The following is a 23,526-nucleotide window of genomic DNA, read 5'->3' on the forward strand; positions in this document are numbered from 1 at the left end:
TTGCCCGACGCACGGCATGGACAGGAGACGACGAGCATGACACGAAACCACGACACGCCGGTTGCCGTCGTGACCGGCGCGTCGCGCGGCGCGGGCAAGGGCATCGCGCGCGCGCTCGGCGCGGCCGGCATGATCGTCTATGTGACGGGCCGCTCGCTGAACGAAGACGACGGCCCGCTGCCCGGCACGATCCACGCCAGCGCACGCGAGATCGATGCGCTCGGCGGGCGCGGGTTCGCCGTGCCGTGCGACCACGCGGACGACGCACAGGTGAAGGCGCTGTTCGAGCGCGTCGAACGCGACAGTGGGCGCCTCGACCTCCTCGTCAACAACGCGACCAGCCTGCACGATCAGTTGATCCTGCCGGGCCCGTTCTGGGAGAAGTCGCTCGATCTCGTGAACATCCTCGACGTCGGGCTGCGCTCGGCCTATGTGGCCAGTTGGCATGCGGCGCGGTTGATGACGAAGCGCCGGACCGGCTTGATCGCGTTCACGTCCTCGTTCGGCGCGGGTTGCTACATGCACGGGGCCGCCTATGGCGCGCAGAAGGCCGGTATCGACAAGTTCGCGAAGGATATGGCCGTCGATCTCAAGCCGTTCGACGTCGCGGCGGTGTCGATCTGGATGGGGGTGTTGCGCACGGAGCGCACGACGCGCGTGTGGGACGCGCACCCCGATCTCCACAAGGAATTCTCGCTCGCCGCGGAAAGCCCGGAGTTCACGGGCCGCGTGATTCGCGCGATCCACGACGACCCGAGGCGCATGACGCTGTCCGGGCAGGTGCTGATCGGCGCGGAGATCGCGCTCGACTACGGCATCGTCGATCTCGACGGCAAACAGCCGCCGTCGTATCGCGAATTGCTCGGCGGGCCCGTGCCGGCTCATCCGGCAATCGTTGCCTGAGGGGCGCGGGTGGGCGTCGTGCCGCGGGGAAACGCACTCGTCCGCTACAGGCGGCCGTCCGCGCGGTGCGTTCAAGTCGGTGGTGTCGGCGTCAAGGCGGGCGACCGGCCGCGCGCGAGCGACGTCCAGGCGGCATCCGCGCGCATGCGCGCCGTGGAATCGACGTGAATCCGTGGTGCGCCGCGTGGCCCCATGGCCCCATGGCCCCATGGCCGATACCGCCCAGCCGCACGCGTCGCGTATCCGGCGACGGGGACGTTGCGATTCGTGGGCAGGAGCAGGGAGGGCGGCCGACGGCGCGAGCCGCGCGGCATGCCTGAATCGACATTGAAAGGAGCACATCATGAATCGACTGGAAGGGAAGGTGGCGATCATCACGGGCGGCGCTCGCGGGATAGGCGCGGCGACGTGCCGGCGGTTCGTCGAGGCGGGGGCGCGCGCCGTCGTGATCGCGGACGTACTCGATGGTGAGGGCGGCGCGCTCGCGCGCGAGCTGGGCGATGCGGCCTGCTTCATGCGGCTCGACGTCGCCGACGAAGCGAACTGGAGCCGCGTCGCCGATGCGGCGGCCAGCCGGTTCGGCGGTATCGACGTGCTCGTCAACAACGCGGCCGTGCTCACGTTCTGCGGCATCACCGAACTGTCGACACGCGATTTCGAGCGCGAATTGTCGGTCAATCTCGTGGGTACGTTCGTCGGCCTCCGCACCGTGGCGCCGTACATGATCGCGCGGAAGCGCGGCTCGATCGTCAACATCTCGTCGGTCGACGGCCTGCGCGGCGTCAATGCGCTGGCGGCCTACGCATCGAGCAAATGGGGCGTGCGCGGTCTCACGAAAGTCGCCGCGCTCGAATTCGGCCATCACGGCGTGCGCGTCAACTCGATCCACCCGGGCGGCGTGGACACGGTGATGTCGAATCCGACCGGCGCGCCGCTGGAAGCGATCAACCCGCATTATGCGAACGTGCCGCTGCAGCGCGTGGGCTTGCCCGACGAGATTGCGCGCGCGACGCTCTTTCTCGCGAGCGACGAGGCGTCGTATTGCAACGGCGCGGAACTGGCCGTCGACGGCGGGATGGTCGCGGGCGCGTATTACCCGGGGTTGCCGGGCGCGCCGCGCTGAGCGGGCCGGCCCCGCCCTCCGTGTGCTCAAGGGGGGCCTGGCTCGCGAAGTCGTTTCCCGCGCGGGCGACAAGGTCGGCACACCGATCTTGCCGCCCGCCGGAGGTGGCGCGCGGAGGCCCGGCTGCTCCGGCTGCTCCGGATGGTCGTCGGCCGAGATCCTATTTCTGCGAGGTAAACGCGCGCCGCTGTTGTCCCGCCTGCGCATGACGTGCGGCGGGGCGAGACCCGATGTGCTTACGCGCGGGAATGCGCATCGACGACCTCGTCGATCGCGCGCTGCACGTCGCCGCGCCGGTAGCGCAGTCGCGCGAGGTCGGCCGAGTCCGGCTCGTAGGCAATGATGTTGCCGCGTCCCGTGTAGATCGCGATATCCGGCAACAGCGGATGGGCCTGGTCGAGCGACGGCACCGGTTGCGGATTGCCGGCCGCGCGGAAGAAGGCGGCGAAATAGTCGGCGAAGCTGAGGTTTTCGTCGCCGACGAGATAGGCCCGGCCGGCTTCGCCGCGTCGCAGCGCACCCCAGATCGCTTCCGACAGTGATTGCGTCGACATGAAATTGCTGCCGCCGACCGGCCCGAATACGGGCAGGCCAATGAGCCTGCCCTGGGCATAGCGCGTGTACGCGGCGAACATGTCGCTGCGCAGCCCTGGCACGGAACCGACGACAAACGGCGCGTTGACGCTGCATACCTCGAACGAAGTCGTCGCGAGTGCCCGCACGCGTTCATCGGCGAGATGGCGCGAGCGCACGTACGGGACCGTTTCGACGAGCGCGGGCGCGACCCGCGGATAGAAGCTGCCGACCAGCACGGCGCGTTTCACGCCCGCGTCGCGCGCCAGCGAGAAGAAGCGCGGCACCGCGTCGATGTTCGCGCGTTGCCAGTGCGCGGCTTCGTCCACGCCGGGCGGGAGGTGACGAATGTCGTTGCCGGCCGCGAACACGAGCGCATCGAAGCGCGCCAGATCGTCGCGCGCGAAGTCGTCGGCGACATAATCGCCGCGCAGCAGGTCGAATTTCGCGAGTGCGCAGGCGGTTGCCGGCGGCTTGCGCGCGGCGAGCGTGACGTCGTTGCCCTGCGCTTTCAGGTGCAGCGCCGCGTGACCGCCGATCAGGCCCGTGCCGCCGATGATCAGGATGTTCATGATGGGTCCTCTGGCGGCGCTTGCGCGCTGCATGAATGAACGTTCACGAGGCGCGCTCGGGCGCCTCGGTTCGGGAAGGGAAGCCCGCAGCTGGCGTCGGCGGGTGGATGGGGGCGGAGCCGGTCCGGATCGAGCCGTACGCCGCGCCGCGCGCGCGGCTGGCCGGCGCCGGCGCTCGGCATGGGTGCCTCGGGGACGACGCGCTTTGCGGGACTCATGCGGACGACGGAACCGGGCGACGCCTCACAACGACGAGACGAGTTGCGCGTTGTCGATCCGAAGTTCGGCGCCATTCACGAAGCGCGACTCGTCCGAGGCGAGGAACAGCACGAGATTCGCGACGTCCCGCGGGTCGCAGATGCGCGCCATCAGGTCGTGGCCGACGCCGGGCGTGGCCGGATCGATATCGGGCATCAAGGCCTGCGTCATGGGCGTCCAGATTCCGTCCGGATGAACCGAGTTGCAGCGGATCGGATAGCCGTTGCGCTTGCAATGCACGGCGACGCTGCGCGTGAGCGCCGTCACCGCGCCTTTCGAGGCCGTGTACGCGCACATCATCGGCAGCCCGGCGAGCGCGGCGACCGACGACATCATCACGATCGACGACGGCGCACCGTTGCCTTTCATCGCGCCGATCGCATGCTTGCAGCCCAGGAAATAGCCATCGGCGTTGGTGCGCATCACGCTACGCCAGCCATCGAGGCTGGTTTCCTCGATCGTGCCGGCCGGGCCGACGGCGGCGTTGTTGACGAGCACGTCGAGCCGGCCGAAGCGGTCGAGCGTGGCGGCGATCGCGCGCTGCCAGCCGTGCTCGTCGGCGATGTCGTGATGCACGAACAACGCGGCCTCGCCGATCTCGTCAGCGAGCGCGCGGCCCGTGTCTTCGTTGATGTCGGTCAGCACGACGCGCGCGCCTTCGGCGGCGAACAGCAGCGCGTCCGCGCGGCCGACGCCGTTCGCGGCGCCCGTGATCAGCGCAACTTTGTTGGCGACTCGGTTCATGGTTGGTCAGGCTCCTCTGAGGTCTGGAAGGCGGGCGCGTTCACGCGGCGCCTGGTACGCGGCCTACGGTTACGGCGTCCAGCACGGTCGATGCGCGAGCGTCGCGTCGAGGCGCGGGTTCGTGCGCAACTCGTGGCCGCCGTCGACGGCGAAACGCTGACCCGTCACCCAGCCCGATTCGGGGCCGGCCAGATAACGCACCGCTTGCGCGATCGCGGCCGGGTCGTCGCCGGCCGTGCCGAGTGGAATCTGTTCGAGACAGGCGCCGCCGGGCTGGATCTCGACGCGGCCGCCCGGCACGGCGTTCGTCAGCTGGCGCAGCGGGTGTTCGAGCGCGACGCGGCGGCGGGTCATCAGGACGACGGTTGCGCCGTCCGCTTCGAGCGCATGCGCGCAGGCCGCGCCGATGCCGCCGGCGCCGCCCGTCACGAGCACGGTCCGGCCTTCGAGAGGACGAGAGGCGGGCATCGCTCAACCCTCCAGCGGCAGGTCTTGAACCCAGTCCACTTACAGCGTGCGCGCGGCGAAACGCCACGTGCCGCCGTCGACGGCTTCGCGCACGCAGCGGTCGCGATCGCGCAGCCCCCGGTCGAGCTTGCGCCTCACGCCGTCGCGCACGTGCACGTGGCACGCGATGCCGTACGTCTCGACCGCGGCCTCGTTGCCGTCGAGCGCGACGAGCTGGTTGTGCACGTGAGGCTGGGTCGTCTCGTAGCGCTCGATCATCTGCATCCCGGCGACGATCGCGTCGCGGCCGTCGAGCTGAAAGCCGGGGCCGGTCAGCCGGGCGTCGGTGGTGAGGAGGGCCGACAACTGCGGCCAGTCGCGCCGGTCGACCGTCTGCGCATACCGGCACGCGAGGTCGTACAAGGCTTGGCGGGGGTTGGATTCGGTCATGCCGGACTCCCATGAATGAGTGAAACCAAAAAGGGCGGCGCGAACACGGCCGCATGACGACATCGACCCGCAGGTTTGCATCGGGGCGGGCGCGGGTCATCGTCCATATGGAGCAGGGCGGACGCGGGCCCGGCACCCGAATCGCGCAAGGCGGCGTCCGGCAGGACGCCCGGGCGACCCGGCCAGGGCAATCCGTCGCATCGACCATGCGCGCCGCCGCGGCGTTCGCATTCGGGCAGGTCAGGGGCGGATCGCCCGGCGCGCCGCCCGTTCGGCGTTTGTCCCTAGTCGGAATGGATGATGGCCCGCGTTCTGCGTGCGGCTACCGTGCAGTCATCCGGTGCGGCTTCTCGCGCATCGGGTACGAACCGCATCAGGCGGCGCTACCGGAGGGGGCAACGATCATGGGATTGGCGACTCGCAAGATCAGCGTATTGGCGGCAGGCACGCTCGCCCTCGTGGCGATGGCGCGTTACGGCCTCGAATGGATGCCCTCGCCGCCGTATTCGCCGGGCATGCTGCAATGCCGCTCGGTCGACGTGAACGGCCTGCCGGCCGGGTGTGTGTCGATCGACTTGTCGCGCTTCGGGTTCGCCGCGTTGCGCGGCATGTGACGGCGCCGCATCGCGAAGGGTGGCGCGCGGCGCGCGCCACCGTCCGGTTGCGCGCCAATCCGTGCGTCGATGCTTCGTCATCGTGCGTTCTCGAGCCCGGCCGACTGTGCCGTCGGCCCGGTTGGTCGTTGCCCGTCGGATCTTTCGTTCTGCCGATTCCTTTCCCATGTCATCCGGGATTTCTCCAAACCTCCCCGTGAATGCTCGCGAAGTCGGCCGTTGGGATGCCGAACACGACGTCCTGATCGTCGGCTTCGGCGCGGCGATCGAAGCGGCGCGCGCGGGCGCCGATACGCTGAGCGTCGAATGCGCGACGTGCTATGGCGGGCCGAGCGCGCTGATCTATCTCGGCGGTAGCGGCGGCACGCCCGCGCAGCGGCCGGCCATGCGGCGCGCAGCGTATCGCGCCGCGTAGCTGCGCAGTCTCGCTATCGAGAGAGAGAACAAGCGACGAGATTCCAAGGGCATACCGCACGGGGCGTCTTCCTATCCTCCGTCAGGCGGGCGCGCATGCGACCGCGATTGAGACACGGGCATCGGCATCGGCGTCGCGCGGCGCGCTCGCGCGCAATGACCGTGGGACGCGGAAGGACGATGGCCGAGGCTGGCGAGTCGAGGCGCGCGCGGCGCTTCACGCGCGCCCCGCATCGGCGGCGGATAGCGTCCGACGGACGACAGCGATGCACCGGCGGGCGGACCGCACTGCCGCGAAGCGCGCCGTGAGCCCTTGCGTCCGCATCGGCCATCACCCCAGCGGCACCACGCTCCCGAGCAGGATCCGCACCAGCGTCGCCTGACGCGTCACGCCGGTCTTCGAGAAGATCGCGCGCAGATGCGTACGCGCCGTGTTCTTGCTGATGCCCGATGCGTCGGCCGCTTCCTCGAGCGTCAGCCCGTTGGTCAGCAGCAACGCGAGCGACGTCTCGGCCGGCGTCAGGTCGAACAGCTTGCGGATGATTTCCTGCACGCCCTGCGGCTTGCGGTCGGGGTCGCGCAGGAAAAGCGTGACGGCCACCTGCCGCTTGTTGTCCTCCGACCACTCCGACAGCAGCACCGTACGCACCAGCAGCCCGAGCCGCGGTTTGTCGAAGCTGCGCGTGATCGGCATCGCCTCGACGATGGCCGCGGCCGTGCCGTGATGCCCCAGCACCGCGTGACGGATCAGCCGTTGCAGCGTGCGATTTTCCTGCGCGTCGGTCGCCTCGATCGTGCCGCGCGCCAGCGTCAGGCCGTTGTGCTGCTTGACGATCTCGTGGGCGACGCTGTTCATGTCGATGATCGCGCCGTTTTCGTCGAGCGTGATCGTGCCGATCTGCATCCGGTTGATGGCGTTCGCATAGATCGACCGCTCGACCTCGACCGTATCGAGCCGGGAATGCAGTTCGACCGCGCGCTTGAGATGCGGCAGCAGCAGCGCGCAGATCGCCTTGTCGCGCGCCGAGAACTGCTTCGACGCATGATTGCGGCACACGCGGAACCGGCACTCGACGCCCGACGGCGTGCGCAGATCGGCGCCGAGGATGTAGCGGACGTCCTGCGGTTTCAGGAACTGCTTGTAGAGTTCGCTCGACAGCCAGCCGGTGTCGCCGAATACGTCGTCGACCGTGACCACGCGATCGGCGGGCAGGCCGACGAACGGATCGAGCGAATAATAATAGCTGTTGTAGGACGCTTCGCCGGGCACGATGGGCCCGAGTTCCGAGGCATGCACCGACAGCGGCGCGCGCCGGTCGCACGCGGCCGCGCGCAGGATCAGCGTCACGTAGTTGGCCTGCAGCCAGCCGCGGATCAGCTCGAGCGCACCGGCCCACGGCGTGGTTTCCAACGGCCCCTGGTAGATCCGCGTCATCAGTTCGCTGAAATCCGCGATGCCGATGCCGGCTTGGTCATCGATTGGCTGGCTCTCTTGCGGAGCCCGTTTCGTCTCCATCAGCACGTTCCATCCTCCATGCAGCCCGCGCCGGGTTCGATCCAGCCGCGCCGCTCAGATTAATCCCCGCTCTGACACCGCCGTTACCGGGAGAGGTCCTGCATCTGGAGCTTTGGTCATCCGGACCGGCGAACCATCGTCCGATCGGATGATGGCGCGCCCGCGCGTCTGCGCTGGAATGCCTGCCAGGCCGTGCCCACACGTATTCAGCACGTGCTTAGGGGAAATCGCGATGCGGGTTTTCCTGATTCGGACCAAATCCATTCCTGACAGGAGTTTCCATGCCGCTCGACCCTCAAGCGGAGGCGCTGCTCGCGACGTTCGCCCAGGCGTCCCCGATCGACTGCGATCAACTGACCGTTCAGGCCTTCCGCGCAAGCCTTTCCGCGGGGGGCGTCTTCGCGCCCGGCGACGCGATCGCCGAGGAACTGGATTGGGCCATCCCCTTGGCCGGCCGTGCGTTGCCCGCGCGCCTGTACCGGCCCGCGGGCGGCGGGCCGTTGCCGCTGACGGTGTTCTTCCACGGCGGCGGCTTCGTGTCCTGCGGTCTCGATTCGCACGCGAACCTGTGCCGCAGCCTCGCCAGGCGCGCGGGCGCGCTCGTGCTGTCGGTCGATTACCGGCTCGCGCCCGAGGCGCGTTTTCCGGCGGCCGCGCACGACGCGTGCGACGCCGTGCGCTGGGCGGCTTCCAACACCCGGGATCTCGGCGCGCGCAGTGGCGCGATCGCGGTGGCGGGCGACAGCGCGGGCGGCAATCTTGCCGCGGTCGCGGCGCTGCGGTTGCGTGGCTCGGGCATTGCGATCGCGCATCAGCTGTTGCTGTATCCGGTTGTCGATTGTGCGATCGAACATCCGTCTTATGCCTCGCTCGGCGAAGGGTATTTCCTGACGGCCGATCTGATGCGCTGGTTCAAGCGCCAGTATTTCGGCGAGGACGCCGATCGCGCATCGCCGCTCGCGAGCCCGCTTGCCGCGCCGGATGTCGAGGGCGTCGCCCCGGCGACGATCGTCAGCGCCGAATTCGACCCGCTGCGCGACGAAGCCGAAGCGTATGCCGCGCGGCTTGCCCGAGCGGGCACGCCGGTTACGCAGGTGCGCTGGCCGGGGCAGATCCACGGTTTCGCCAGCATGCTCGGCGTGCTCGATGCGGCCGACCGCGTGCTCACGTTCAGCGCCGATGCGCTGCGCCATGCATTCGATCGGACGGCGATCCGTTGACGCCCGGCGGCGCGGGCCAGGTCCGCCGAATTCACGATTGGAGAGCGGGCGGTGTGTCAGCCGGCCGCCGGACCGGAGAGGCACAGGTGCGGCGGTGCGCCGTCCAACCGATTCGGCGAGCCGGCGAGCGGCCGTCGAATGGCCGTCGGCGGCGCGCGGAGCGCGCGCGCCGTTGTTGCATTGCCGCCGCCGCGCTTCTCGCCGGACCGCGCGAGCAGCGGCGGGCGATGCGCCTCAATGAGTAATCGACAGGAACAGGTAGGCGGCGAACAGCGACAGGTGCACCGTGCCTTGCAGGACCGTCGTGCGCCCGGTGCTCAGCGTCAGCGTGCTGACGAGCAGCGTCAGCGCGAGCAGCACGGTTTCCATGCCGCCGATGCCGAGCGTGAGGGGTCGGCCGGTCCAGATGAACACCACGGCCACGGTCGGGATCGTGAGGCCGATGCTCGCGAGCGCGGAGCCGAGCGCGAGATTCATGCTGGTCTGCAACCGGTTCGCGCGTGCCGCGCCCACCGCGGCGAGCCCTTCGGGGAGCAGCACTAGCGCGGCGATCACGATGCCGACCGCGGCTTCCGGCGCGCCGAGGCTCATCATCGAGCGCTCGACCGCTGGCGACAGCAGCTTCGCGAGCAGCACCACCGCGATGAGGCACACGAACAGCAGCACGAGGCTCGTGAGCGCGACCCGTACGCTCGGCGGCACGGCATGCACATTCTCGTCGGGGCTCGCGCCGACCAGGAAGTAATCGCGATGGCGTACCGTCTGGACGAACACGAATACGCCGTACAGCACGAGCGAGGAGACGCCGGCGAACGCGAGTTGCGACGTCGACAGTTGCGGGCCGGGCACGGCGCTCAGGTAATTCGGCATCACCAGCGACAGCACCGACAGCGAAGCGAGCACGGCGAGCGCCTTGTTCGCGCCGCGCCCCTGGAAGTCCTGTTCGCCGTGTTTCCAGCCGCCGACGAGCAGGCACATCCCCACGATCCCGTTGCAGACGATCATGACGGCTGCGTAGACGGTGTCGCGCGCGAGGCCGGATTTCTCGGGGCCGGCCGACAGCATGACGGAGACGATCAGCGCGACTTCGATGACGGTCACGGCAATCGCGAGCACGAGCGTGCCGAACGGTTCGCCGACGCGGTGCGCGACCACTTCCGCGTGGTGCACGGCCGCGAACACGGCGCCGGCGAGGGCGACGCCGAACAACGCAATGATGAAGCCTTCGGCCGGCGCGACACGCGACAGCGCGAGCACCAGCCACGCGGCAAGCGGGGCCCAGAGCGTCCAGCGCGGGAGGGCATGCGATGAGTTGGGCATGTTGGGGTCCTTGATTGGCAGCTCACGCGAGCGGATTCTAACAGGGGCGGGACAACGGCTTCAGTGATCGACCGTGCCACGGGTTGACCGTCGAACTTACTAAAAAGTGCCGGATGCGCGCAAGTTTCTCGCGCAACTTCGTCAAATTCTCATGGTTCGGGCCCTGGAATCCACGTGTTTATGTTTTTATATAAACATACCGACCGGTCGGCTTATAATCTCCGCTCGTCAATCACCATGGGTGCAGTCCGATGAGCCGATCTCCAGACAACACAGACCACGCGCCGCGGGCGCTCGGGCGCGCCGTCCCGGTGGGCGTGATCGGCGCGGGCGCGATGGGCGCGGGCATCGCGCAGGTCGCGGCGGCGGCGGGCCATCGGGTGCGGTTGTTCGACCTGAGCGAGGCGGCGGCGGCGCGGGCGCTGGCCGGCATTCGCGCGAATTTCGCGCGGCTCGCGGAAAAAGGCCGCCTGAGCGCCGAAGCGGCCGAGGCGGCCGGCGCGCGCGTATCGCTCGTCGGCGCGCTCGATCAGCTGGCCGACGCAGGGCTGATCGTCGAGGCGGCTGCGGAGCGGCTCGACATCAAGCGCGAGATCTTCACGACGCTCGAGCGCCACGTGGCCGACACCTGCATCCTGGCGACCAATACGTCGTCGCTGTCGATCACGGCGATTGCCGCCGGCTTGCGCGCGCCGGAGCGGGTGGTCGGCATGCACTTCTTCAATCCCGCGCCGTTGATGGCGCTCGTCGAGATCGTCAGCGGCCTCGCGACCTCGCCCGAGACGGCGCGCACGATCTATGACACGGCGACCGCGTGGGGCAAACGGCCGGTGCATGCGAAGTCGACGCCGGGTTTCATCGTCAACCGGGTCGCGCGGCCGTACTACGCCGAGGCGTTGCGCGTACTGAACGAGCAGGGCGCCACGCCCGCATCGCTCGATGCCGTGATGCGCGACGCGGGCGGCTTCCGCATGGGGCCGTTCGAACTGATGGACCTGATCGGTCACGACGTGAACTTCGCCGTGACCGAATCGGTGTTCCGCGCGTACTTCAACGATCCACGCTATACGCCGTCGCTGATCCAGCAGGAGCTGGTCAGCGCCGGTTTCCTCGGGCGCAAGTCCGGGCGTGGCTTCTATTCCTATGGCGAGGCGGCCGACCCGCCGACGCCCGCGATCGAGCCCGCGCATGAGGAGCCCGGACATATGACGCTGTTCTCGCGGGGCGGCCATCCGCGGGGCGGCCATCCGTGGGGCGGCCCGGTCGCGTCGCTGCATGCGCGGCTTGCGGCCTGCGGTATCCCGCACGATACCGCCGACGCCGATACCGACGCGCTCGTCGCGACGTTCGACGACGTTGCGCTCGCGCTGACCGACGGCCGCACGGCCACCGAGCGCGCCGCGTCCAGCGGCCGGCCGAACCTGGTGCTGGTCGACCTCGCCCGCGACTACGCGCAGGCGACGACGATCGCGCTCACCCGTGCTCGCCAATGCAGCCCTGCCGCGTATGCGCGCGCGGTCGGCCTGTTCCAGCGCGCGGGCTTCGCGGTCGTCACGCTTGCCGACGTGCCGGGAATGATCGTGATGCGCACCGTTGCGATGCTGATCAATGAGGCGGCGGACGCGGTGAACCAGGGCGTCTGCACCCCGGCGGATCTCGATCTTGCGATGGAGAAGGGCGTCAATTACCCGCGCGGACCGCTGGGCTGGGCCGACGAGATCGGCGTTGCGTACGTGCACCGCGTGCTCGCGCATCTCGCATCGGGCTACGGCGAAGACCGCTACCGGGTGTCGCCGCTGCTGTCCGCGCTGCGCGCGGCCGGCCAGCCGTTCCACGCTTGACGCGGGCCGCCGCGCGGCGGGCGGGACAACCGCCTATCGACTTCATTTCATCAGCACCTCAGGAAACCATTCCGTGACGCATACCCATCAAACCCTGTCGGTCACGCACGACGCCCGCGGCATCGCGACCGTGTGCCTGCGTCGCGAAGACGTGCTCAACGCGTTCGACGAAACGATGATCGCCGAGCTGACGCGCGTATTTACCGACCTCGGCGCATGCGCTACGGTGCGTGCGATCGTGCTGCGCGCGGACGGTCGAGCATTCTGCGCGGGCGCCGATCTGCAGTGGATGCGCCGCGCGAGCGTGAACGATGCGGCGGCGAATCTCGTCGACGCGCAGCGCTTCGCCGCGATGATGCGGGCGATCCGAGAATGTCCGAAGCCGACGGTCGCGCGCGTGCAGGGGCATGCGTTCGGTGGCGGGGTCGGGTTATGCGCCGCCTGCGACATCGTGATCACGAGCGAGCACGCGCGTTTCGCGGTCAGCGAGGCCCGTTTCGGGATCCTGCCGGCCGTGATCGGGCCGTATCTGGTCGAAGCCGTGGGCCAGCGGCAGGCGCGCCGGCTCGCGTTGACGGGCACCCAGCTGAGCGCGCGCGAGGCGGTCGAGATCGGGCTCGCGCATCAGGCCGTGCCGCTCGATACGCTCGATGAAGCGCTGGAGCGCACGCTCGCCGAGCTGAGCCGAAACGGCCCGGCGGCGCTGATGGAGATCAAGCGTTTCTTCGACGTGGTCGGCGAGTATCCGCTTTCGCCCGAGCGCACGGCGTTCACGGCGCAGACGATCGCGCGCGTGCGGGCGACTGCCGAGGCGAAGGAAGGGTTCGCGGCGTTCTTCGCCAAGCGTCCGCCCGCATGGGAGAGCGGCGGCGAGTAAGGGGACCTGGCGCGGCCCCGGCGCACAGCCGGGCTCGCGCGGGCGTGGCGGTTGCGCTGTCGACGAGGCGGTCGATCGAAACGCATGGGGATTCTCCGTTCGCGTGTCCGGCGCGCCGGCGAAGCCTCACGCCTCGTGCGGTTCGCGCGGCTCGACCTTGCGGTTGATCTCGTCGCGGGTCGGCAGGATCTTGAGATCGTAGTCGATCTGGAGATTCAGCCAGAACTCGGCGGTCGTGCCGAAATAGCGCGCGAGCCGATAGGCGGTGTCGGCGGTGATGCCGCGCCGCTCCTTGACGATTTCGTGCAGGCGCGTGGCGGGTACGACGAGGGCGAGGGACAGCGCATTCACGCTGAGCGCGAGCGGTGCGAGGAATTCCTCGCGCAGCACCTCGCCCGGGTGGATCGCGGGCATCGCGTTGATGGTTTTCATAGGCCTTCCTCGAGCCGGGGCTCAGTGATAGTCGACGATCTCGACCTGCGCCGGACCTTTTTCCGTCCATTCGAAGCAGAGACGCCAGCGTTGGTTGATCCGGATGCAGTACTGGTGCCGCCGATCGCCCGACAGGGCTTCGAGCATGTTTCCAGGCGGTGCGGCCAGGTCGCGCAGGGCGTGCGCCGCGTCGAGCATCGCAAGCTTGCGGCAGGCGACGCGTTCGAACGCGCGAAACGCGGGAGGCGGCGCGCCGGCAAACAAGGCGGCGGTATTCCTGCAACGAAACGATTGGATCATAACGCTCCCGGTATTACGCTCAAAGTAATATTTGATGCGTGAACCTGAAGTACGGCACGAGGGTGCTCACGCCAAGCCACTCTGATCCGCTATCGCGCGGGCGCCTAGCTGGCCGTCCGGTCAATCAGAAGATGTTTGCCGAATGTGTCGCGCGCCGGGCCGGGCATATCCGGGGTGACGTGATGGGGCCTTGCTCTGCAATGGCGCGACCGGGGTCGCGCCCTGTCCGCCAATCCTTTTCGTGCGTATTCGATGATCGTCGACCGTCTGATCTCCGAGATCCTGTTCGGCTTCACTGGCCTGATGGGCATCATCAATCCATTTGGCATCGCCTTCCTGTTTCTCGAACGCACGGAATCGCTGACCGAGGCCGAACGTGGCGTGCTCGCGCGCAAGGTCGCGCTCAACGCGTTCATCGTGTTGATGGCGGCCTTTTTCGTCGGGACGCCGGTGCTGCATTTCTTCGGGATTTCGATGGAGGCGCTGCGCATCGGCGGCGGCTTCGCGGTCGCGGTGTCCGGCTGGCAGATGCTCAACGAGCCCGACGTGCCGGGCGGCGACACGGCGGTCAAGCCGATCGATGCGCGCAGCGCGATGGCGCGCGCCTTCTTCCCGTTGACGATCCCGCTGACCACCGGCCCCGGCTCGATCGCCACCGCGATCGCGCTCAATGCGAACCGCACGCACAAGCTGTCGGAGTTCGTGCTGTCGAGCATCGTGTCGATCGCGGTCTCGCTGCTCGTCGCCGTGGTGATCTGGCAGACCTACAGCCGTGCGGCGTTCCTGGCCCGCTACCTCGGCGCGGAGGGCACCAAGGTCGCGATGCGCGTTTCAGCGTTCCTGCTGCTGTGCGTCGGCGTGCAGATCATGCTGACCGGGTTCTCGGAATTCCTGCGCCCGATCGCCGATCAGATCCGCTGACGCCGCGCGGCGGCCTCAGCGCGCCGCCTGCAGCATCGGATAGGTGAACAGCGTGAAGTGGATGAGGTTCAGGCCGAGGTGGGCGAGCACGGCGGCGCGCAGGCCGCCGTGGCGGTAGGCGAGCCCGTAGCCGACGCCCGCGACGGTGCCGAGCACGGCCCAGGGCCAGCCGCCCGCCAGATGCGCCGCGCCGAACGCGACGGCGGCCAGCGCCAGCGCGAGCGTGCCGCCGCCGCGCCGCGGCGCGAGCAGGCGCTCGAGGCCGCCTTGCAGATAGCCGCGAAACAGCGCCTCCTCGGCGAAGGTGACGAGCAGCGCATTGTTGAGCAGCCACAGCCAGCCGAGCGCGGGCCATTTCGGCGCCCAGCCGACCATCCCGAGCGCCAGCGCGAACGAGAGACATGCCGTCGAAGTGGCGAGCGCCGAGCCCAGGCCGATGCGCATGCTGCGCGCGCAGGGCACGGCCGGCCGCAGCCAGGGCAGCACCCACATCAGCCAGAAGCCGACGAGCGGCTTGTCGAAATTCAGGTACATCGTGAACGGCACGGCGTCGGGCGTGAAGCGCACCGGGCCGATCACGCGTGGATTGTGGAAGCCCGGCAGCCAGTGCAGGGTCAGCGCGACCGCGAGCACGATGAACAGCAGGTGTCCTGACCAGCGCGCGGCGACGGGCCGCTGCGGGGCGACGAGATAGGCGGCCGCGGCGAGCAGCGCAAGCGGCGCGACGGCCGCCGGGGCAAGCTGCCCGGTCATGAAGCCGCCTGCGTAGCCGAGGGCGCATACGCCGAGGCTGAGCCGGCGCAGCCGTGGAATCCAGATCGCCAGCGCTGCGAGGAAGATGGCGCTCCAGGGAAGCGCAAGCCAGAGAGTCGAGCCGGACATAGAGAAGTACTAATGTTCAGATGAAAGGCCGCACATCATAACGCGTCCGTTCCACGAGGCGAAAGAAACGTAAGGAAGGCGGCACGGCGGAGGGATTACAACGCCGGCGCGCGGGCGCGCCGTTCGTCATGCAGATGCGCGAGCAGGCCGTCCCAGAGTTTCAGGCGATCCTCGATCGCCGCGAGCCCCGCCTCGAGCGCCGCTTCGAGCCGGACGGGATCGTCGCCCGCGGCCTCCAGGATCAGGGTGCGCGCAGCCGGCCCGTGCTCGCCCGAATCCACCTCGATGTGGCGGTCGAGGTAGTAGGCGAGCAGCGGCACGTCCTTGCGGTCGACATGCCAGACGTCGAGCAGTGTGCGGAACATGTCCGGAATCACGTTCTCGCGGCCATGAAAGAAATTGCCGAGCACCTCGTGGGTCGGGGCCGACATGCAGACCCGCATCGTTTCCACCACGAACGCATGGACGGGCGGCGGCGGCGCGACCGTGTCGAGCGCGGCGCCGATGCCGACGCCCGAGCGCAGCAGCGCCATCAGCCGCTCGATCTGCTCCGTCGACGCGCCGATGTCGCGCATCGCATGCAGATAGAGGTCGTAGTGGCTCATGTACCCGCGCGGCGTCTCGTCGCATTCCTCGCCGAGCACGATCTCGTTGATGAGCCGCGCCGCGTTGATGTTGAGGGGCGGGATCCACGGCACCGACACCGTCGTCAGGTCTGCCTGCAGCCGCTTGACCAGCGACATGAAATCCCACACCGCGAACACGTGCCACTCCATGAACGTCCGCAGCTCCTCGATCGACCGAATCGAATGGAAAACCGGGTGATTGGCCAGCGCGTCATGCCGCGCGGCAAGCTTCGATTCGAGCAATTCAATCTTGGCCATGATGTTATCCCTTGATGAAAATCGGATTATGTTTTGATGCCGGGAAAAAGATCGCGGGAAGATCGTTACCCGTCATGGCGAGCGGAACAGTGTGTCATGCGGCCCGGCTCGCGCCTCCATATTAATAAGTCGGAAGCTCGCGGCAATGCCTTTTCGACTGACGGTGAAGCGATCTGGGTGACCAAGGCCCGGCCAGCCTGCGAAGGGATTTTTACTCAGCCAGGTGGATTTTTTTATTGATTTTTGTCCGTGCGATCTGGCGTGCTTTGCGCAAGCACAGGTCGAAAATATAAATTTTGTTAATCCGGGGCGCGCGGAATTTTATTCATCCCGGCGATGTCGCGCCCCGCATGCCCGTCGCAATCCGACGTAACAAAACAAATACGGGGAGTCAGCCTGCACCGGCGACTCCCCGCTTGAGGCCATGCACGCCGCGGCGGGCGCGCGCGGATCAGCGCTTATTCGGCGCTTATTCGGCGCGGGCCCCGAGCACGAATTCGAACGCGTCGACCCCGTCGACGCCACCCGTCACGCGGTCGCCCGGCTGCAACGCGCCGACGCCGGCCGGCGTGCCGCTGAAGATCAGGTCGCCCGGGCGCAGTTCGACGGAGCGGGACACGTGGCTGATGATGTCGGCCACCGGCCAGATGAGGTCCGCGAGATCGCCTTGCTGGCGCAATTCGCCGTTGACCGCGAGCCAGATGCGGCCGGCGGACGGATGGCCGAGCGTCGCGGCCGGGTGCAGCGGGCTCAGCGGCCCCGAGGCGTCGAAGCCCTTGGCCCAATCCCACGGCCGGCCGAGCTTCTTGGCCTCGGCCTGCAGGTCGCGCCGGGTCAGGTCGACGCCGACGCCATAACCCCATACGTGGTCGAGCGCCGCGGCGGCCGGGATGGCGCGGCCCGCGCGACCGATCGCGATCACGAGTTCGATCTCGTGGTGCAGATCGGCGGTCAGCGGCGGGTAAGGCACGCTGTCGCGCGCGGGCACGATCGCGTCGGCCGGCTTGGTGAAGAAGAAGGGCGGTTCGCGGTCAGGATCGTGGCCCATCTCGCGGGCATGGTCCGCGTAGTTGCGGCCGACGCAGAAGACCCGGCGCACGGGGAAGCGGGACGTGCTTCCGGCGATCTCGACGGAAGGCGCGATGGGCGGCGGCACGGCAAAGTCGGTCATGTTCGGTTCCTGTCTGGTTGGGACATCGGCGCGGCCGGCCCGCGTGGGCCCGCGCGCCGCTCTGCCGTCACGATAGCAAGACTGGGGCGGCGGCACCGCGACGCAAGTGGCTGATTCATGGACATAACTACGCCCCGGGCGGCCCGCCGGCGCTGTTGGCCTCCCGGTAATCCTTCGGCGACAGGCCGACGCGCGCGCGAAAGCGCCGCGAAAAGTACGCTTCGTCGCGAAACCCGACCGACCGCGCGATATCGGTGATGCGCCGCGTCGTGTGCGCGAGCAACGATTGCGCCAGTGCGATGCGGCGATCCGTGACGAGATCGGTGAAGGTGCTGCCGGTTTCCTTGCGGATCAGGTGCGCCAGATAGTTGGGCGACAGGAACGCCGCCTCCGCGGTGCCCGCGAGCGTCAGCTCGCCGTTGGTCAGGTTCGCGCGCACATGGCGCAGCACGCGGGCGAGCGCATCGCGCCGGCCCGCGCGCGGCGCGCCGCCGTGCGTGAGCCGTTCGAGCGGCCCGGCGTATTGCATGCAGACGAGGCCGATCAGCTGCAGCAGGTAGCCGCGCAGCAGCGGCACCGAGCCGAACGTGCGCGCGCGGTCCGCATCGAGCATGCGTTCGGTGAGCCGGCGCGCCTCGTCGAATGCGGCGCCCGTCAGGATGAAATCGAGATGCTCCTGGACGCGGAACGGCGCCAGCTCCGGCGCGCGTTGCGCGGGCAGATCGTCGAGGTCGAGCGGGTCGACGTCGAGGTCGGCGCGCAGGAAGGCCAGCGAGAAATTGACGACCACGAAATGCGCGCCGGGCGGATGCGGGATCAGGTGCTCGCGGTAGGGCGGCACGAACGCGAGCGCGCCGCGCGGAAACGGGCGCGTGACGCCGCCGATGCGCTGCTCGGTGTCGCCGCCCAGGTTGAACTGGATCTGGAAATACGCATGCCGATGAGGCTCGGTGATCGCCTGGCGCGTGGTCTGATCGCGGATGTAGAAATCGAGGCGATCGCTGCGCTCGGGCATCGCGTAGATGCGCGGCTGGGAATCGGAAGACATGACGGTGGTGCGTGAAATGCGTGCGAGTCGCGATGGTACAGCGGTTGCGCTCCGTGCGGGCGTCGCGCGTCTTCCTCCTTGGTCAGTTTTGTAAACTGTATATAATAATCATTCTCATTTACAAACTCGCACCCCGGTCACCTCGGGAACAGACGGCTCATGTCGGCAAACAAACTGCTGCTGCATCAGGAAATCGGCACGCTCTATACCGGCCACCATCGTTGGCTGCACAGCTGGCTGAGCAGGAAGGTGGGGTGCGCGCACCGGGCCGCCGACCTTGCGCACGACACCTTCATGCGGCTGCTCGCGCGCGACGAGCCGATCGACGCCGGTGAGCCGCGCGCGTTCCTGACCACGGTCGCGCAGCGCGTGCTGTTCAACCACTGGCGGCGCGAGCAGGTCGAGCGCGCTTACCTGGATGCGTTGCAGCAACTGCCGGAAGCCCATGCACCTTCGCCCGAGACGCGCGCGATCCTGCTGGAAACCCTGATCGAGATCGACCAGTTGCTCGACGGCCTGCCCGTCGTCGTGAAACGCACGTTCCTGCTGTCCCAGCTTGACGGGCTCACGCACACCGAGATCGCCGCCGAGCTGGGCCTCTCGCTGTCCACCGTGAAGCGCCATCTGGTCAAGGCGGGCGCGCAGTGCTTCTTCGCGCTGGCCGCATGAGGACGGCGACATCCTGGCCCAGCGTGCCGCCCGAGGTGGCGCAGCGTGCCGTCGAATGGTGGGTCGAGCTGGGATCGGGGCGCGCCACCGACGCCACCCGCGCAGGCCTCGCGCGCTGGCGCGCGCAGGATCCGCTGCACGAGGCCGCATGGCGTCATATCGAGAAGGTCAACAGCGGGTTCGCCCGGTTCGCCGGCGGGTCCGGCGCCGAGGCGGCCCGCGCCGCGCTGCTCGCGCCCGCGCGGCGCCGGGCGGCGCTCAAGACCCTGAGCGTGCTGCTCGGCGTGGGCGGCGCGGCGTGGATGACCGAACGCAGCACGCCCTGGCAGGCCTGGCGCGCCGACCTGCGCACCGCGGTCGGAGAGCGCCGCGCCGTCACGCTCGCCGACCGGACCGTGCTCACGCTCAATACCGATTCGGCGGTCAATCTCCACTTCGATGCGTTCGCGCGCACCATCCGGCTGGTACGCGGCGAAATCATGGTCGCGAGTGGCCACGATCCGCATGCGCCGGCCCGCCCGTTTTCCGTCGTCACGGAGCAGGGCGCGCTGCAGCCGCTCGGCACGCGCTTCGCGGTGCGCGGACAGGCCGCGACAACCCGGATCGAGGTGTTCCAGGGCGCCGTGCGCGCCACGCCGCACGATGCGCCCGCCGCTGCCCGCGTCGTCGACGCCGGCCAGACCACGCGCTTCACGCGCACCGCGCTCGAACCCGTTGCGCCGCTCGCCGACGACGCGGCGGCCTGGACCGATGGGATGCTGGTCGCGGCCGGCATGCGGCTCGGCGACCTGATCGCCGAGCTGGATCGCTATCGCCCGGGCCGCCTCGACTGCGACGCGGCGGTCGCGGACCTGCGCGTCTCCGGCACCTATCCGCTCGACGACACCGACCGGATCCTCACGGTGCTGCGCGCGACCTTGCCCGTCGGGATCGCGTCGTTCACGCGCTACTGGGTCAGGGTCGTGCCGGCCCGGACCTGAGCCCTATCAAAATATTTTCGGCCGGGGTGAGCTGTTTTTCGATGTTCGCGTGACATGGGAAATGAAAGCAGCACTTCGCCCAACGTCCCATCCGTCACCGATCATGAATTCGTTCATTCGCCTCCCTCCTCGCCGCGCGCCGCGGCGGATCGTCCAGCATCTCGCCGCCGCCGCGCTCGTCTCGGCCCTCGCGCCGCCCGCCGCGTGGGCCTCCCCGGAGGGCACACCGTCCGCCGCCGAGCGCGCCGCGCGCCGCGCCTACGCGATCCCGGAAGGTCCGCTCGAAGCGACGCTCAACCGTTTCGGCCGCGAGGCGGGGATCCTGCTCGCGTTCTCGCGCGAACAGGCCGACGGTCTGCGCAGCCCGGGCGTGCGGGGCGAATTCGATACAGCGGCCGCGCTCGACCGGCTGTTGACCGGCACTGGCCTGATCGCGGTGCGCCAGCCCGGCGGCGGCTACACGCTGATCCGGGCCGGCGCGCCGGGGGTGACGACGGGCGGCGTCGCCGTCGAAACCGCGCTGCCCGCGGTCGCCGTACGCGCGAGCGGGCCGCAGGCCGACAGCTATCGGCCCGCCGAAGAGGCGTCGATCACGCGCTCGGACGCGAAGCTTCTCGACACGCCCCAGGCGATCAACGTCGTCCCCGCGCAGGTGCTGCGCGACCAGCGGCCGCGCAACCTCGACGACGCGCTCGCCAACGTGAGCGGCATCACCCAGGGCAACACACTCGCGGGCACCCAGGACACGCTGATGAAGCGCGGCTTCGGGGCGAATCGCGATGGCTCGGTGATGCAGAACGGCATGCCGCTCGTGCAGGGCCGCGCGCTCAACGAGACCACCGACAGCGTCGAGGTGCTCAAGGGGCCGGCGTCGCTGCTGTACGGGATCATGGATCCCGGCGGCGTGATCAACGTCGTCAGCAAGCAGCCGTCGCTGACCCGCTACCACGCGATCTCGGTGCTCGGCTCGACCTACGGCCATGGACGCAACGGCGCGGGCGTGACGTTCGACTCGACCGGCGCGATCGGCGACTCGCGGCTCGCGTACCGGCTCATCGTGAACCAGAGCGACGAGCCGTACTGGCGCAACTTCGGCACCAATCGCGGAACGCTCGTCGCTCCCTCGCTCGCGTGGTACGGCCGGGACACCCAGGTGTCGCTGTCCTACCAGTACCGCACATTCCTGGCGCCGTTCGATCGCGGCACCTCGCTCGATCCGCGCACCAACGCGCCCCTCGATATTCCCGCGCGCCGTCGTCTCGACGAGCCGTTCAACAATATGGAGGGAGAATCGCACCTCGCTCAGCTGATGATCGACCACCGGATCAATCCGGACTGGTCGGTGCATCTCGGCTACAGCTACAACCGCGAGACCTACGACGCGAACCAGCTGCGCATCACCGGCATCAATCCGGGCAAGGGCACGCTCACGCGCAGCAACGACGCGACGCACGGCTCGCTCAGCACCGACAGCTACGGCATCGCGTATGCGAACGGGAAGCTGCGCGTCGCGGGCATGGAGCACGACGTGATGGTCGGCGTCGACAGTGAGTACCGGCGCATTTATCGCGCGGACCTGCTGCGCCAGGCCGTCAAGACGCCGTTCAGCTATCTGAATCCGGTGTACGGCGGCCTGGGCGCGTCGAGCACGGTGTCGGCGGGCGACAGCGACCAGACCGACACGCTGCACGACGCCTCGTTCTTCGTGCAGGACAGCGTGAAGCTCACCGACAAGTGGATCCTGGTCGGCGGCGTGCGCTTCCTGACCTACAACCAGGTGGCGGGCCGAGGCCGGCCGTTCCAGCGCAATACCGATATCGACGGCCGCAAGTGGTTGCCGCGCGCGGGCCTCGTCTACAAGTGGAACGACGCGTTCTCGCTGTACGGCAGCTATACACAGTCGCTGAAACCGAATTCGACGATCGCGCCGCTCGGCTCGAACACCGTGATCGACTCGGCGATGCTGCCGGAACAGTCGACGTCGTGGGAGCTGGGCGGCAAGCTCGACCTGCCGGCCGGCCTGACCGGCACGCTCGCGCTGTTCAACATCGACAAGCGCAACGTGCTCGTGTCGCAATTCAACGACGCCACCAAGCTCACCGACTGGCGCACCGCCGGCAAGGCCCGTTCGCGCGGCGTCGAACTCGACGTGTCCGGCCAGATCGGCGAACGCTGGAACGTGATCGCGAGCTACGCGTACATCGACGCCAAGACCACCGAGGATCCGCTGTACGCGGGCAACCAGCTGTGGAATGTCGCCCGGCACACGGCGTCGCTCGCGGCCGTCTACGACGTCGGCACCGTGTTCGGCGGCGACGATCTGCGGATCGGCGCGGCGGGCCGCTACGTGGGCGCGCGCCCCGGCGATTCCGCGAACAGCTTCACGCTGCCGTCCTACGTGATCGCCGATGCGTTCGCCAGCTACGACACGCGGATCGGCAAGCAGAAGCTGCAGTTCCAGCTCAACGTGAAGAACCTGTTCAACCGCACCTACTACCCGTCGAGCGCGAACCGCTACTTCGTCGCGATCGGCGATGCGCGGCAGGTCTCGTTGCTGACGACCCTGCAGTTCTGAGTCACCGTCCAGCGAGCCGACCAGGAGATTTACCATGTCCGATCATTTCCGTTCCTTCAAACCCTTGCGGCGCGCCTTGCTGCGCGCGGCCGCCGGCGCGGCGCTCGCGTTCCCGGCTGCGCTGCCGCCGGTATACGCGCAGACGCCCGCGCAGCCCGGCGCCGGCAAGCGCGTCGTGATGCTCGTGCAACTGCACGGTCCCGACCTGAAAGTCGACGCGCGCGCGCAGGCGCATCTGGCGGCGCGCGGCTACGTGGTGCGCCTCGTCGACGAGGCGCAGCCGGTCGAGGCCGCCGCCGATGCCGATCTCGTCATCATTTCGTCGACCGTCGCGTCGAAGCACGTCGCGAGCGGCTGGCGCACGCTCGCGAAGCCGCTCGTCACCTGGGAAAACGACCTGCTCGACGATCTCGCGATGACCGGCAAGCGGCACGACGCCGATTTCGGCGAGACCGGGAAGGAGCGTTACCTGTGGATCGTCAACGCGCCGCATCCGATCGCGGCCGGGCTGCGCGCGGGCGCGACCAACGTGTACGGCCGCCAGGCGAGCATGAGCTGGGGCAAGCCGGGGCTCGGCGCGTCGATCATCGCGACCGTCTACGGGCAGCCGGAGAAGGCCGCGATCTTCGCCTACGAGACCGGCGCGACGATGGACTACGAATCGCTCGCGCCCGCGCGCCGGGTGATGCTGTTCCTGAACAACACGACGTTCGAGAACCTGTCGGCGGACGGCCTCACGCTGTTCGACGGCGCGGTGGACTGGGCGGCCGGGCTGCGCTGAGCGGCGCGCCG

General features: G+C 68.7%; 24 protein-coding genes. 12 read left to right on the top strand and 12 right to left on the bottom strand.

Annotated features, from left to right (window positions below; all coding sequences use genetic code 11):
• Window positions 1-36 precede the first annotated feature (36 nt).
• Both AC1RQF_RS01340 and AC1RQF_RS01345 read left to right on the top strand, forming a co-directional pair.
• The gene (locus tag AC1RQF_RS01340) at window positions 37-903 is read left to right on the top strand and encodes an SDR family NAD(P)-dependent oxidoreductase (RefSeq protein WP_492871114.1); all 867 of its coding nucleotides are present in this window, start codon (window positions 37-39) and stop codon (window positions 901-903) included.
• A 343-nt stretch (window positions 904-1,246) separates the two neighbouring features.
• Window positions 1,247-2,026 carry an SDR family NAD(P)-dependent oxidoreductase gene (locus AC1RQF_RS01345; RefSeq protein WP_273995939.1) on the top strand — a complete coding sequence of 260 codons (780 nt, stop codon included), beginning with the start codon at window positions 1,247-1,249 and terminating at the stop codon, window positions 2,024-2,026.
• A gap of 236 nt (window positions 2,027-2,262) precedes the next feature.
• Here the strand turns inward: AC1RQF_RS01345 and AC1RQF_RS01350 are convergent, their stop codons facing one another.
• From AC1RQF_RS01350 to AC1RQF_RS01365, 4 genes are all read right to left on the bottom strand, one after another.
• Window positions 2,263-3,171, bottom strand: a complete 909-nt coding sequence (locus AC1RQF_RS01350; protein ID WP_492871115.1) for an NAD-dependent epimerase/dehydratase family protein — start codon at window positions 3,169-3,171, stop codon at window positions 2,263-2,265.
• A gap of 243 nt (window positions 3,172-3,414) precedes the next feature.
• A complete protein-coding gene (locus AC1RQF_RS01355) occupies window positions 3,415-4,173 on the bottom strand; it encodes an SDR family oxidoreductase (protein ID WP_273995941.1) in 759 nt (252 codons plus the stop codon).
• 69 nt (window positions 4,174-4,242) lie between these two features.
• Complete coding sequence (locus tag AC1RQF_RS01360; RefSeq protein WP_492871116.1) at window positions 4,243-4,641, bottom strand: SDR family oxidoreductase; 399 nt, start codon at window positions 4,639-4,641, stop codon at window positions 4,243-4,245.
• Window positions 4,642-4,680: 39 nt separating this feature from the next.
• A complete protein-coding gene (locus AC1RQF_RS01365; RefSeq protein WP_492871117.1) occupies window positions 4,681-5,070 on the bottom strand; it encodes a nuclear transport factor 2 family protein in 390 nt (129 codons plus the stop codon).
• Between the two features lie 53 nt (window positions 5,071-5,123).
• Between AC1RQF_RS01365 and AC1RQF_RS01370 the strand changes: the two genes are divergently transcribed.
• Entirely contained in the window at window positions 5,124-5,684 is a 561-nt protein-coding gene (locus AC1RQF_RS01370; protein WP_273995944.1) for a hypothetical protein, read from the top strand.
• Between the two features lie 196 nt (window positions 5,685-5,880).
• Window positions 5,881-6,099: a hypothetical protein gene (locus AC1RQF_RS01375; RefSeq protein WP_492871118.1), complete on the top strand. Its 219-nt coding sequence runs from the start codon at window positions 5,881-5,883 to the stop codon at window positions 6,097-6,099.
• A gap of 330 nt (window positions 6,100-6,429) precedes the next feature.
• Here the strand turns inward: AC1RQF_RS01375 and AC1RQF_RS01380 are convergent, their stop codons facing one another.
• Window positions 6,430-7,614, bottom strand: a complete 1,185-nt coding sequence (locus AC1RQF_RS01380) for a helix-turn-helix transcriptional regulator (RefSeq protein ID WP_273995948.1) — start codon at window positions 7,612-7,614, stop codon at window positions 6,430-6,432.
• A 281-nt stretch (window positions 7,615-7,895) separates the two neighbouring features.
• Between AC1RQF_RS01380 and AC1RQF_RS01385 the strand changes: the two genes are divergently transcribed.
• Window positions 7,896-8,834, top strand: a complete 939-nt coding sequence (locus AC1RQF_RS01385; protein WP_492871119.1) for an alpha/beta hydrolase — start codon at window positions 7,896-7,898, stop codon at window positions 8,832-8,834.
• 234 nt (window positions 8,835-9,068) lie between these two features.
• Here AC1RQF_RS01385 and AC1RQF_RS01390 read toward each other — a convergent pair whose 3' ends face one another.
• The gene (locus tag AC1RQF_RS01390; protein WP_273995952.1) at window positions 9,069-10,154 is read right to left on the bottom strand and encodes a calcium:cation antiporter; all 1,086 of its coding nucleotides are present in this window, start codon (window positions 10,152-10,154) and stop codon (window positions 9,069-9,071) included.
• 251 nt (window positions 10,155-10,405) lie between these two features.
• Between AC1RQF_RS01390 and paaH the strand changes: the two genes are divergently transcribed.
• Both paaH and AC1RQF_RS01400 read left to right on the top strand, forming a co-directional pair.
• A complete protein-coding gene (gene paaH, locus AC1RQF_RS01395) occupies window positions 10,406-11,995 on the top strand; it encodes a 3-hydroxyacyl-CoA dehydrogenase PaaH (RefSeq protein ID WP_492871120.1) in 1,590 nt (529 codons plus the stop codon).
• A gap of 73 nt (window positions 11,996-12,068) precedes the next feature.
• Window positions 12,069-12,872: an enoyl-CoA hydratase-related protein gene (locus tag AC1RQF_RS01400; RefSeq protein WP_492871121.1), complete on the top strand. Its 804-nt coding sequence runs from the start codon at window positions 12,069-12,071 to the stop codon at window positions 12,870-12,872.
• Window positions 12,873-12,998: 126 nt separating this feature from the next.
• Here AC1RQF_RS01400 and AC1RQF_RS01405 read toward each other — a convergent pair whose 3' ends face one another.
• Together AC1RQF_RS01405 and AC1RQF_RS01410 are read right to left on the bottom strand one after the other, a co-directional pair.
• Window positions 12,999-13,304, bottom strand: coding sequence for a HigA family addiction module antitoxin (locus tag AC1RQF_RS01405; protein WP_273995955.1), 306 nt, complete (start codon window positions 13,302-13,304; stop codon window positions 12,999-13,001).
• A 21-nt stretch (window positions 13,305-13,325) separates the two neighbouring features.
• Window positions 13,326-13,604 carry a type II toxin-antitoxin system RelE/ParE family toxin gene (locus AC1RQF_RS01410; RefSeq protein ID WP_273995957.1) on the bottom strand — a complete coding sequence of 93 codons (279 nt, stop codon included), beginning with the start codon at window positions 13,602-13,604 and terminating at the stop codon, window positions 13,326-13,328.
• A gap of 252 nt (window positions 13,605-13,856) precedes the next feature.
• Here AC1RQF_RS01410 and AC1RQF_RS01415 point away from each other — a divergent pair, with 252 nt between their 5' ends.
• Window positions 13,857-14,525, top strand: coding sequence for a MarC family protein (locus tag AC1RQF_RS01415; protein ID WP_273995959.1), 669 nt, complete (start codon window positions 13,857-13,859; stop codon window positions 14,523-14,525).
• Between the two features lie 15 nt (window positions 14,526-14,540).
• Here AC1RQF_RS01415 and AC1RQF_RS01420 read toward each other — a convergent pair whose 3' ends face one another.
• The 4 genes from AC1RQF_RS01420 to AC1RQF_RS01435 all read right to left on the bottom strand — a co-directional run bounded on the left by AC1RQF_RS01420 (window position 14,541) and on the right by AC1RQF_RS01435 (window position 18,510).
• On the bottom strand, window positions 14,541-15,407 hold the full coding sequence (locus AC1RQF_RS01420) for a CPBP family glutamic-type intramembrane protease (RefSeq protein WP_273995960.1): 867 nt from the start codon (window positions 15,405-15,407) through the stop codon (window positions 14,541-14,543).
• A 95-nt stretch (window positions 15,408-15,502) separates the two neighbouring features.
• Window positions 15,503-16,291 (bottom strand): DUF3050 domain-containing protein, encoded by a 789-nt coding sequence (locus AC1RQF_RS01425; protein WP_273995962.1) that lies wholly within the window; start codon window positions 16,289-16,291, stop codon window positions 15,503-15,505.
• Window positions 16,292-16,760: 469 nt separating this feature from the next.
• Entirely contained in the window at window positions 16,761-17,462 is a 702-nt protein-coding gene (locus tag AC1RQF_RS01430; RefSeq protein WP_273995964.1) for a fumarylacetoacetate hydrolase family protein, read from the bottom strand.
• 127 nt (window positions 17,463-17,589) lie between these two features.
• Window positions 17,590-18,510, bottom strand: coding sequence for an AraC family transcriptional regulator (locus tag AC1RQF_RS01435; RefSeq protein WP_273995966.1), 921 nt, complete (start codon window positions 18,508-18,510; stop codon window positions 17,590-17,592).
• Window positions 18,511-18,669: 159 nt separating this feature from the next.
• Between AC1RQF_RS01435 and AC1RQF_RS01440 the strand changes: the two genes are divergently transcribed.
• The 4 genes from AC1RQF_RS01440 (at window position 18,670) to AC1RQF_RS01455 (ending at window position 23,515) form a co-directional block, all read left to right on the top strand.
• Window positions 18,670-19,179 carry a sigma-70 family RNA polymerase sigma factor gene (locus tag AC1RQF_RS01440; RefSeq protein ID WP_492871123.1) on the top strand — a complete coding sequence of 170 codons (510 nt, stop codon included), beginning with the start codon at window positions 18,670-18,672 and terminating at the stop codon, window positions 19,177-19,179.
• A complete protein-coding gene (locus tag AC1RQF_RS01445) occupies window positions 19,176-20,159 on the top strand; it encodes a FecR domain-containing protein (RefSeq protein WP_492871124.1) in 984 nt (327 codons plus the stop codon). The genes AC1RQF_RS01440 and AC1RQF_RS01445 overlap by 4 nt, the downstream gene beginning before the upstream one ends.
• Before the next feature lie 103 nt (window positions 20,160-20,262).
• Entirely contained in the window at window positions 20,263-22,734 is a 2,472-nt protein-coding gene (locus AC1RQF_RS01450) for a TonB-dependent siderophore receptor (protein ID WP_492871125.1), read from the top strand.
• Window positions 22,735-22,768: 34 nt separating this feature from the next.
• Window positions 22,769-23,515 carry a hypothetical protein gene (locus AC1RQF_RS01455; RefSeq protein WP_492871126.1) on the top strand — a complete coding sequence of 249 codons (747 nt, stop codon included), beginning with the start codon at window positions 22,769-22,771 and terminating at the stop codon, window positions 23,513-23,515.
• Window positions 23,516-23,526 lie beyond the last annotated feature (11 nt).

It is taken from the genome of Burkholderia sp. GW821-FHT14F03 (genome assembly GCF_058803765.1).

Excerpts from the sequence above, each read along its gene's own strand:
- AC1RQF_RS01340 (WP_492871114.1), top strand. The coding sequence starts at position 37 with ATGACACGAAACCACGACACGCCGGTTGCCGTCGTGACCGGCGCGTCG.
- AC1RQF_RS01345 (WP_273995939.1), top strand. The coding sequence starts at position 1,247 with ATGAATCGACTGGAAGGGAAGGTGGCGATCATCACGGGCGGCGCTCGC.
- AC1RQF_RS01350 (WP_492871115.1), bottom strand. The coding sequence starts at position 3,171 with ATGAACATCCTGATCATCGGCGGCACGGGCCTGATCGGCGGTCACGCG.
- AC1RQF_RS01355 (WP_273995941.1), bottom strand. The coding sequence starts at position 4,173 with ATGAACCGAGTCGCCAACAAAGTTGCGCTGATCACGGGCGCCGCGAAC.
- AC1RQF_RS01360 (WP_492871116.1), bottom strand. The coding sequence starts at position 4,641 with ATGCCCGCCTCTCGTCCTCTCGAAGGCCGGACCGTGCTCGTGACGGGC.
- AC1RQF_RS01365 (WP_492871117.1), bottom strand. The coding sequence starts at position 5,070 with ATGACCGAATCCAACCCCCGCCAAGCCTTGTACGACCTCGCGTGCCGG.
- AC1RQF_RS01370 (WP_273995944.1), top strand. The coding sequence starts at position 5,124 with ATGACGACATCGACCCGCAGGTTTGCATCGGGGCGGGCGCGGGTCATC.
- AC1RQF_RS01380 (WP_273995948.1), bottom strand. The coding sequence starts at position 7,614 with ATGGAGACGAAACGGGCTCCGCAAGAGAGCCAGCCAATCGATGACCAA.
- AC1RQF_RS01385 (WP_492871119.1), top strand. The coding sequence starts at position 7,896 with ATGCCGCTCGACCCTCAAGCGGAGGCGCTGCTCGCGACGTTCGCCCAG.
- AC1RQF_RS01390 (WP_273995952.1), bottom strand. The coding sequence starts at position 10,154 with ATGCCCAACTCATCGCATGCCCTCCCGCGCTGGACGCTCTGGGCCCCG.
- paaH (WP_492871120.1), top strand. The coding sequence starts at position 10,406 with ATGAGCCGATCTCCAGACAACACAGACCACGCGCCGCGGGCGCTCGGG.
- AC1RQF_RS01405 (WP_273995955.1), bottom strand. The coding sequence starts at position 13,304 with ATGAAAACCATCAACGCGATGCCCGCGATCCACCCGGGCGAGGTGCTG.
- AC1RQF_RS01410 (WP_273995957.1), bottom strand. The coding sequence starts at position 13,604 with ATGATCCAATCGTTTCGTTGCAGGAATACCGCCGCCTTGTTTGCCGGC.
- AC1RQF_RS01415 (WP_273995959.1), top strand. The coding sequence starts at position 13,857 with ATGATCGTCGACCGTCTGATCTCCGAGATCCTGTTCGGCTTCACTGGC.
- AC1RQF_RS01420 (WP_273995960.1), bottom strand. The coding sequence starts at position 15,407 with ATGTCCGGCTCGACTCTCTGGCTTGCGCTTCCCTGGAGCGCCATCTTC.
- AC1RQF_RS01425 (WP_273995962.1), bottom strand. The coding sequence starts at position 16,291 with ATGGCCAAGATTGAATTGCTCGAATCGAAGCTTGCCGCGCGGCATGAC.
- AC1RQF_RS01430 (WP_273995964.1), bottom strand. The coding sequence starts at position 17,462 with ATGACCGACTTTGCCGTGCCGCCGCCCATCGCGCCTTCCGTCGAGATC.
- AC1RQF_RS01435 (WP_273995966.1), bottom strand. The coding sequence starts at position 18,510 with ATGTCTTCCGATTCCCAGCCGCGCATCTACGCGATGCCCGAGCGCAGC.
- AC1RQF_RS01440 (WP_492871123.1), top strand. The coding sequence starts at position 18,670 with ATGTCGGCAAACAAACTGCTGCTGCATCAGGAAATCGGCACGCTCTAT.
- AC1RQF_RS01445 (WP_492871124.1), top strand. The coding sequence starts at position 19,176 with ATGAGGACGGCGACATCCTGGCCCAGCGTGCCGCCCGAGGTGGCGCAG.
- AC1RQF_RS01450 (WP_492871125.1), top strand. The coding sequence starts at position 20,263 with ATGAATTCGTTCATTCGCCTCCCTCCTCGCCGCGCGCCGCGGCGGATC.
- AC1RQF_RS01455 (WP_492871126.1), top strand. The coding sequence starts at position 22,769 with ATGTCCGATCATTTCCGTTCCTTCAAACCCTTGCGGCGCGCCTTGCTG.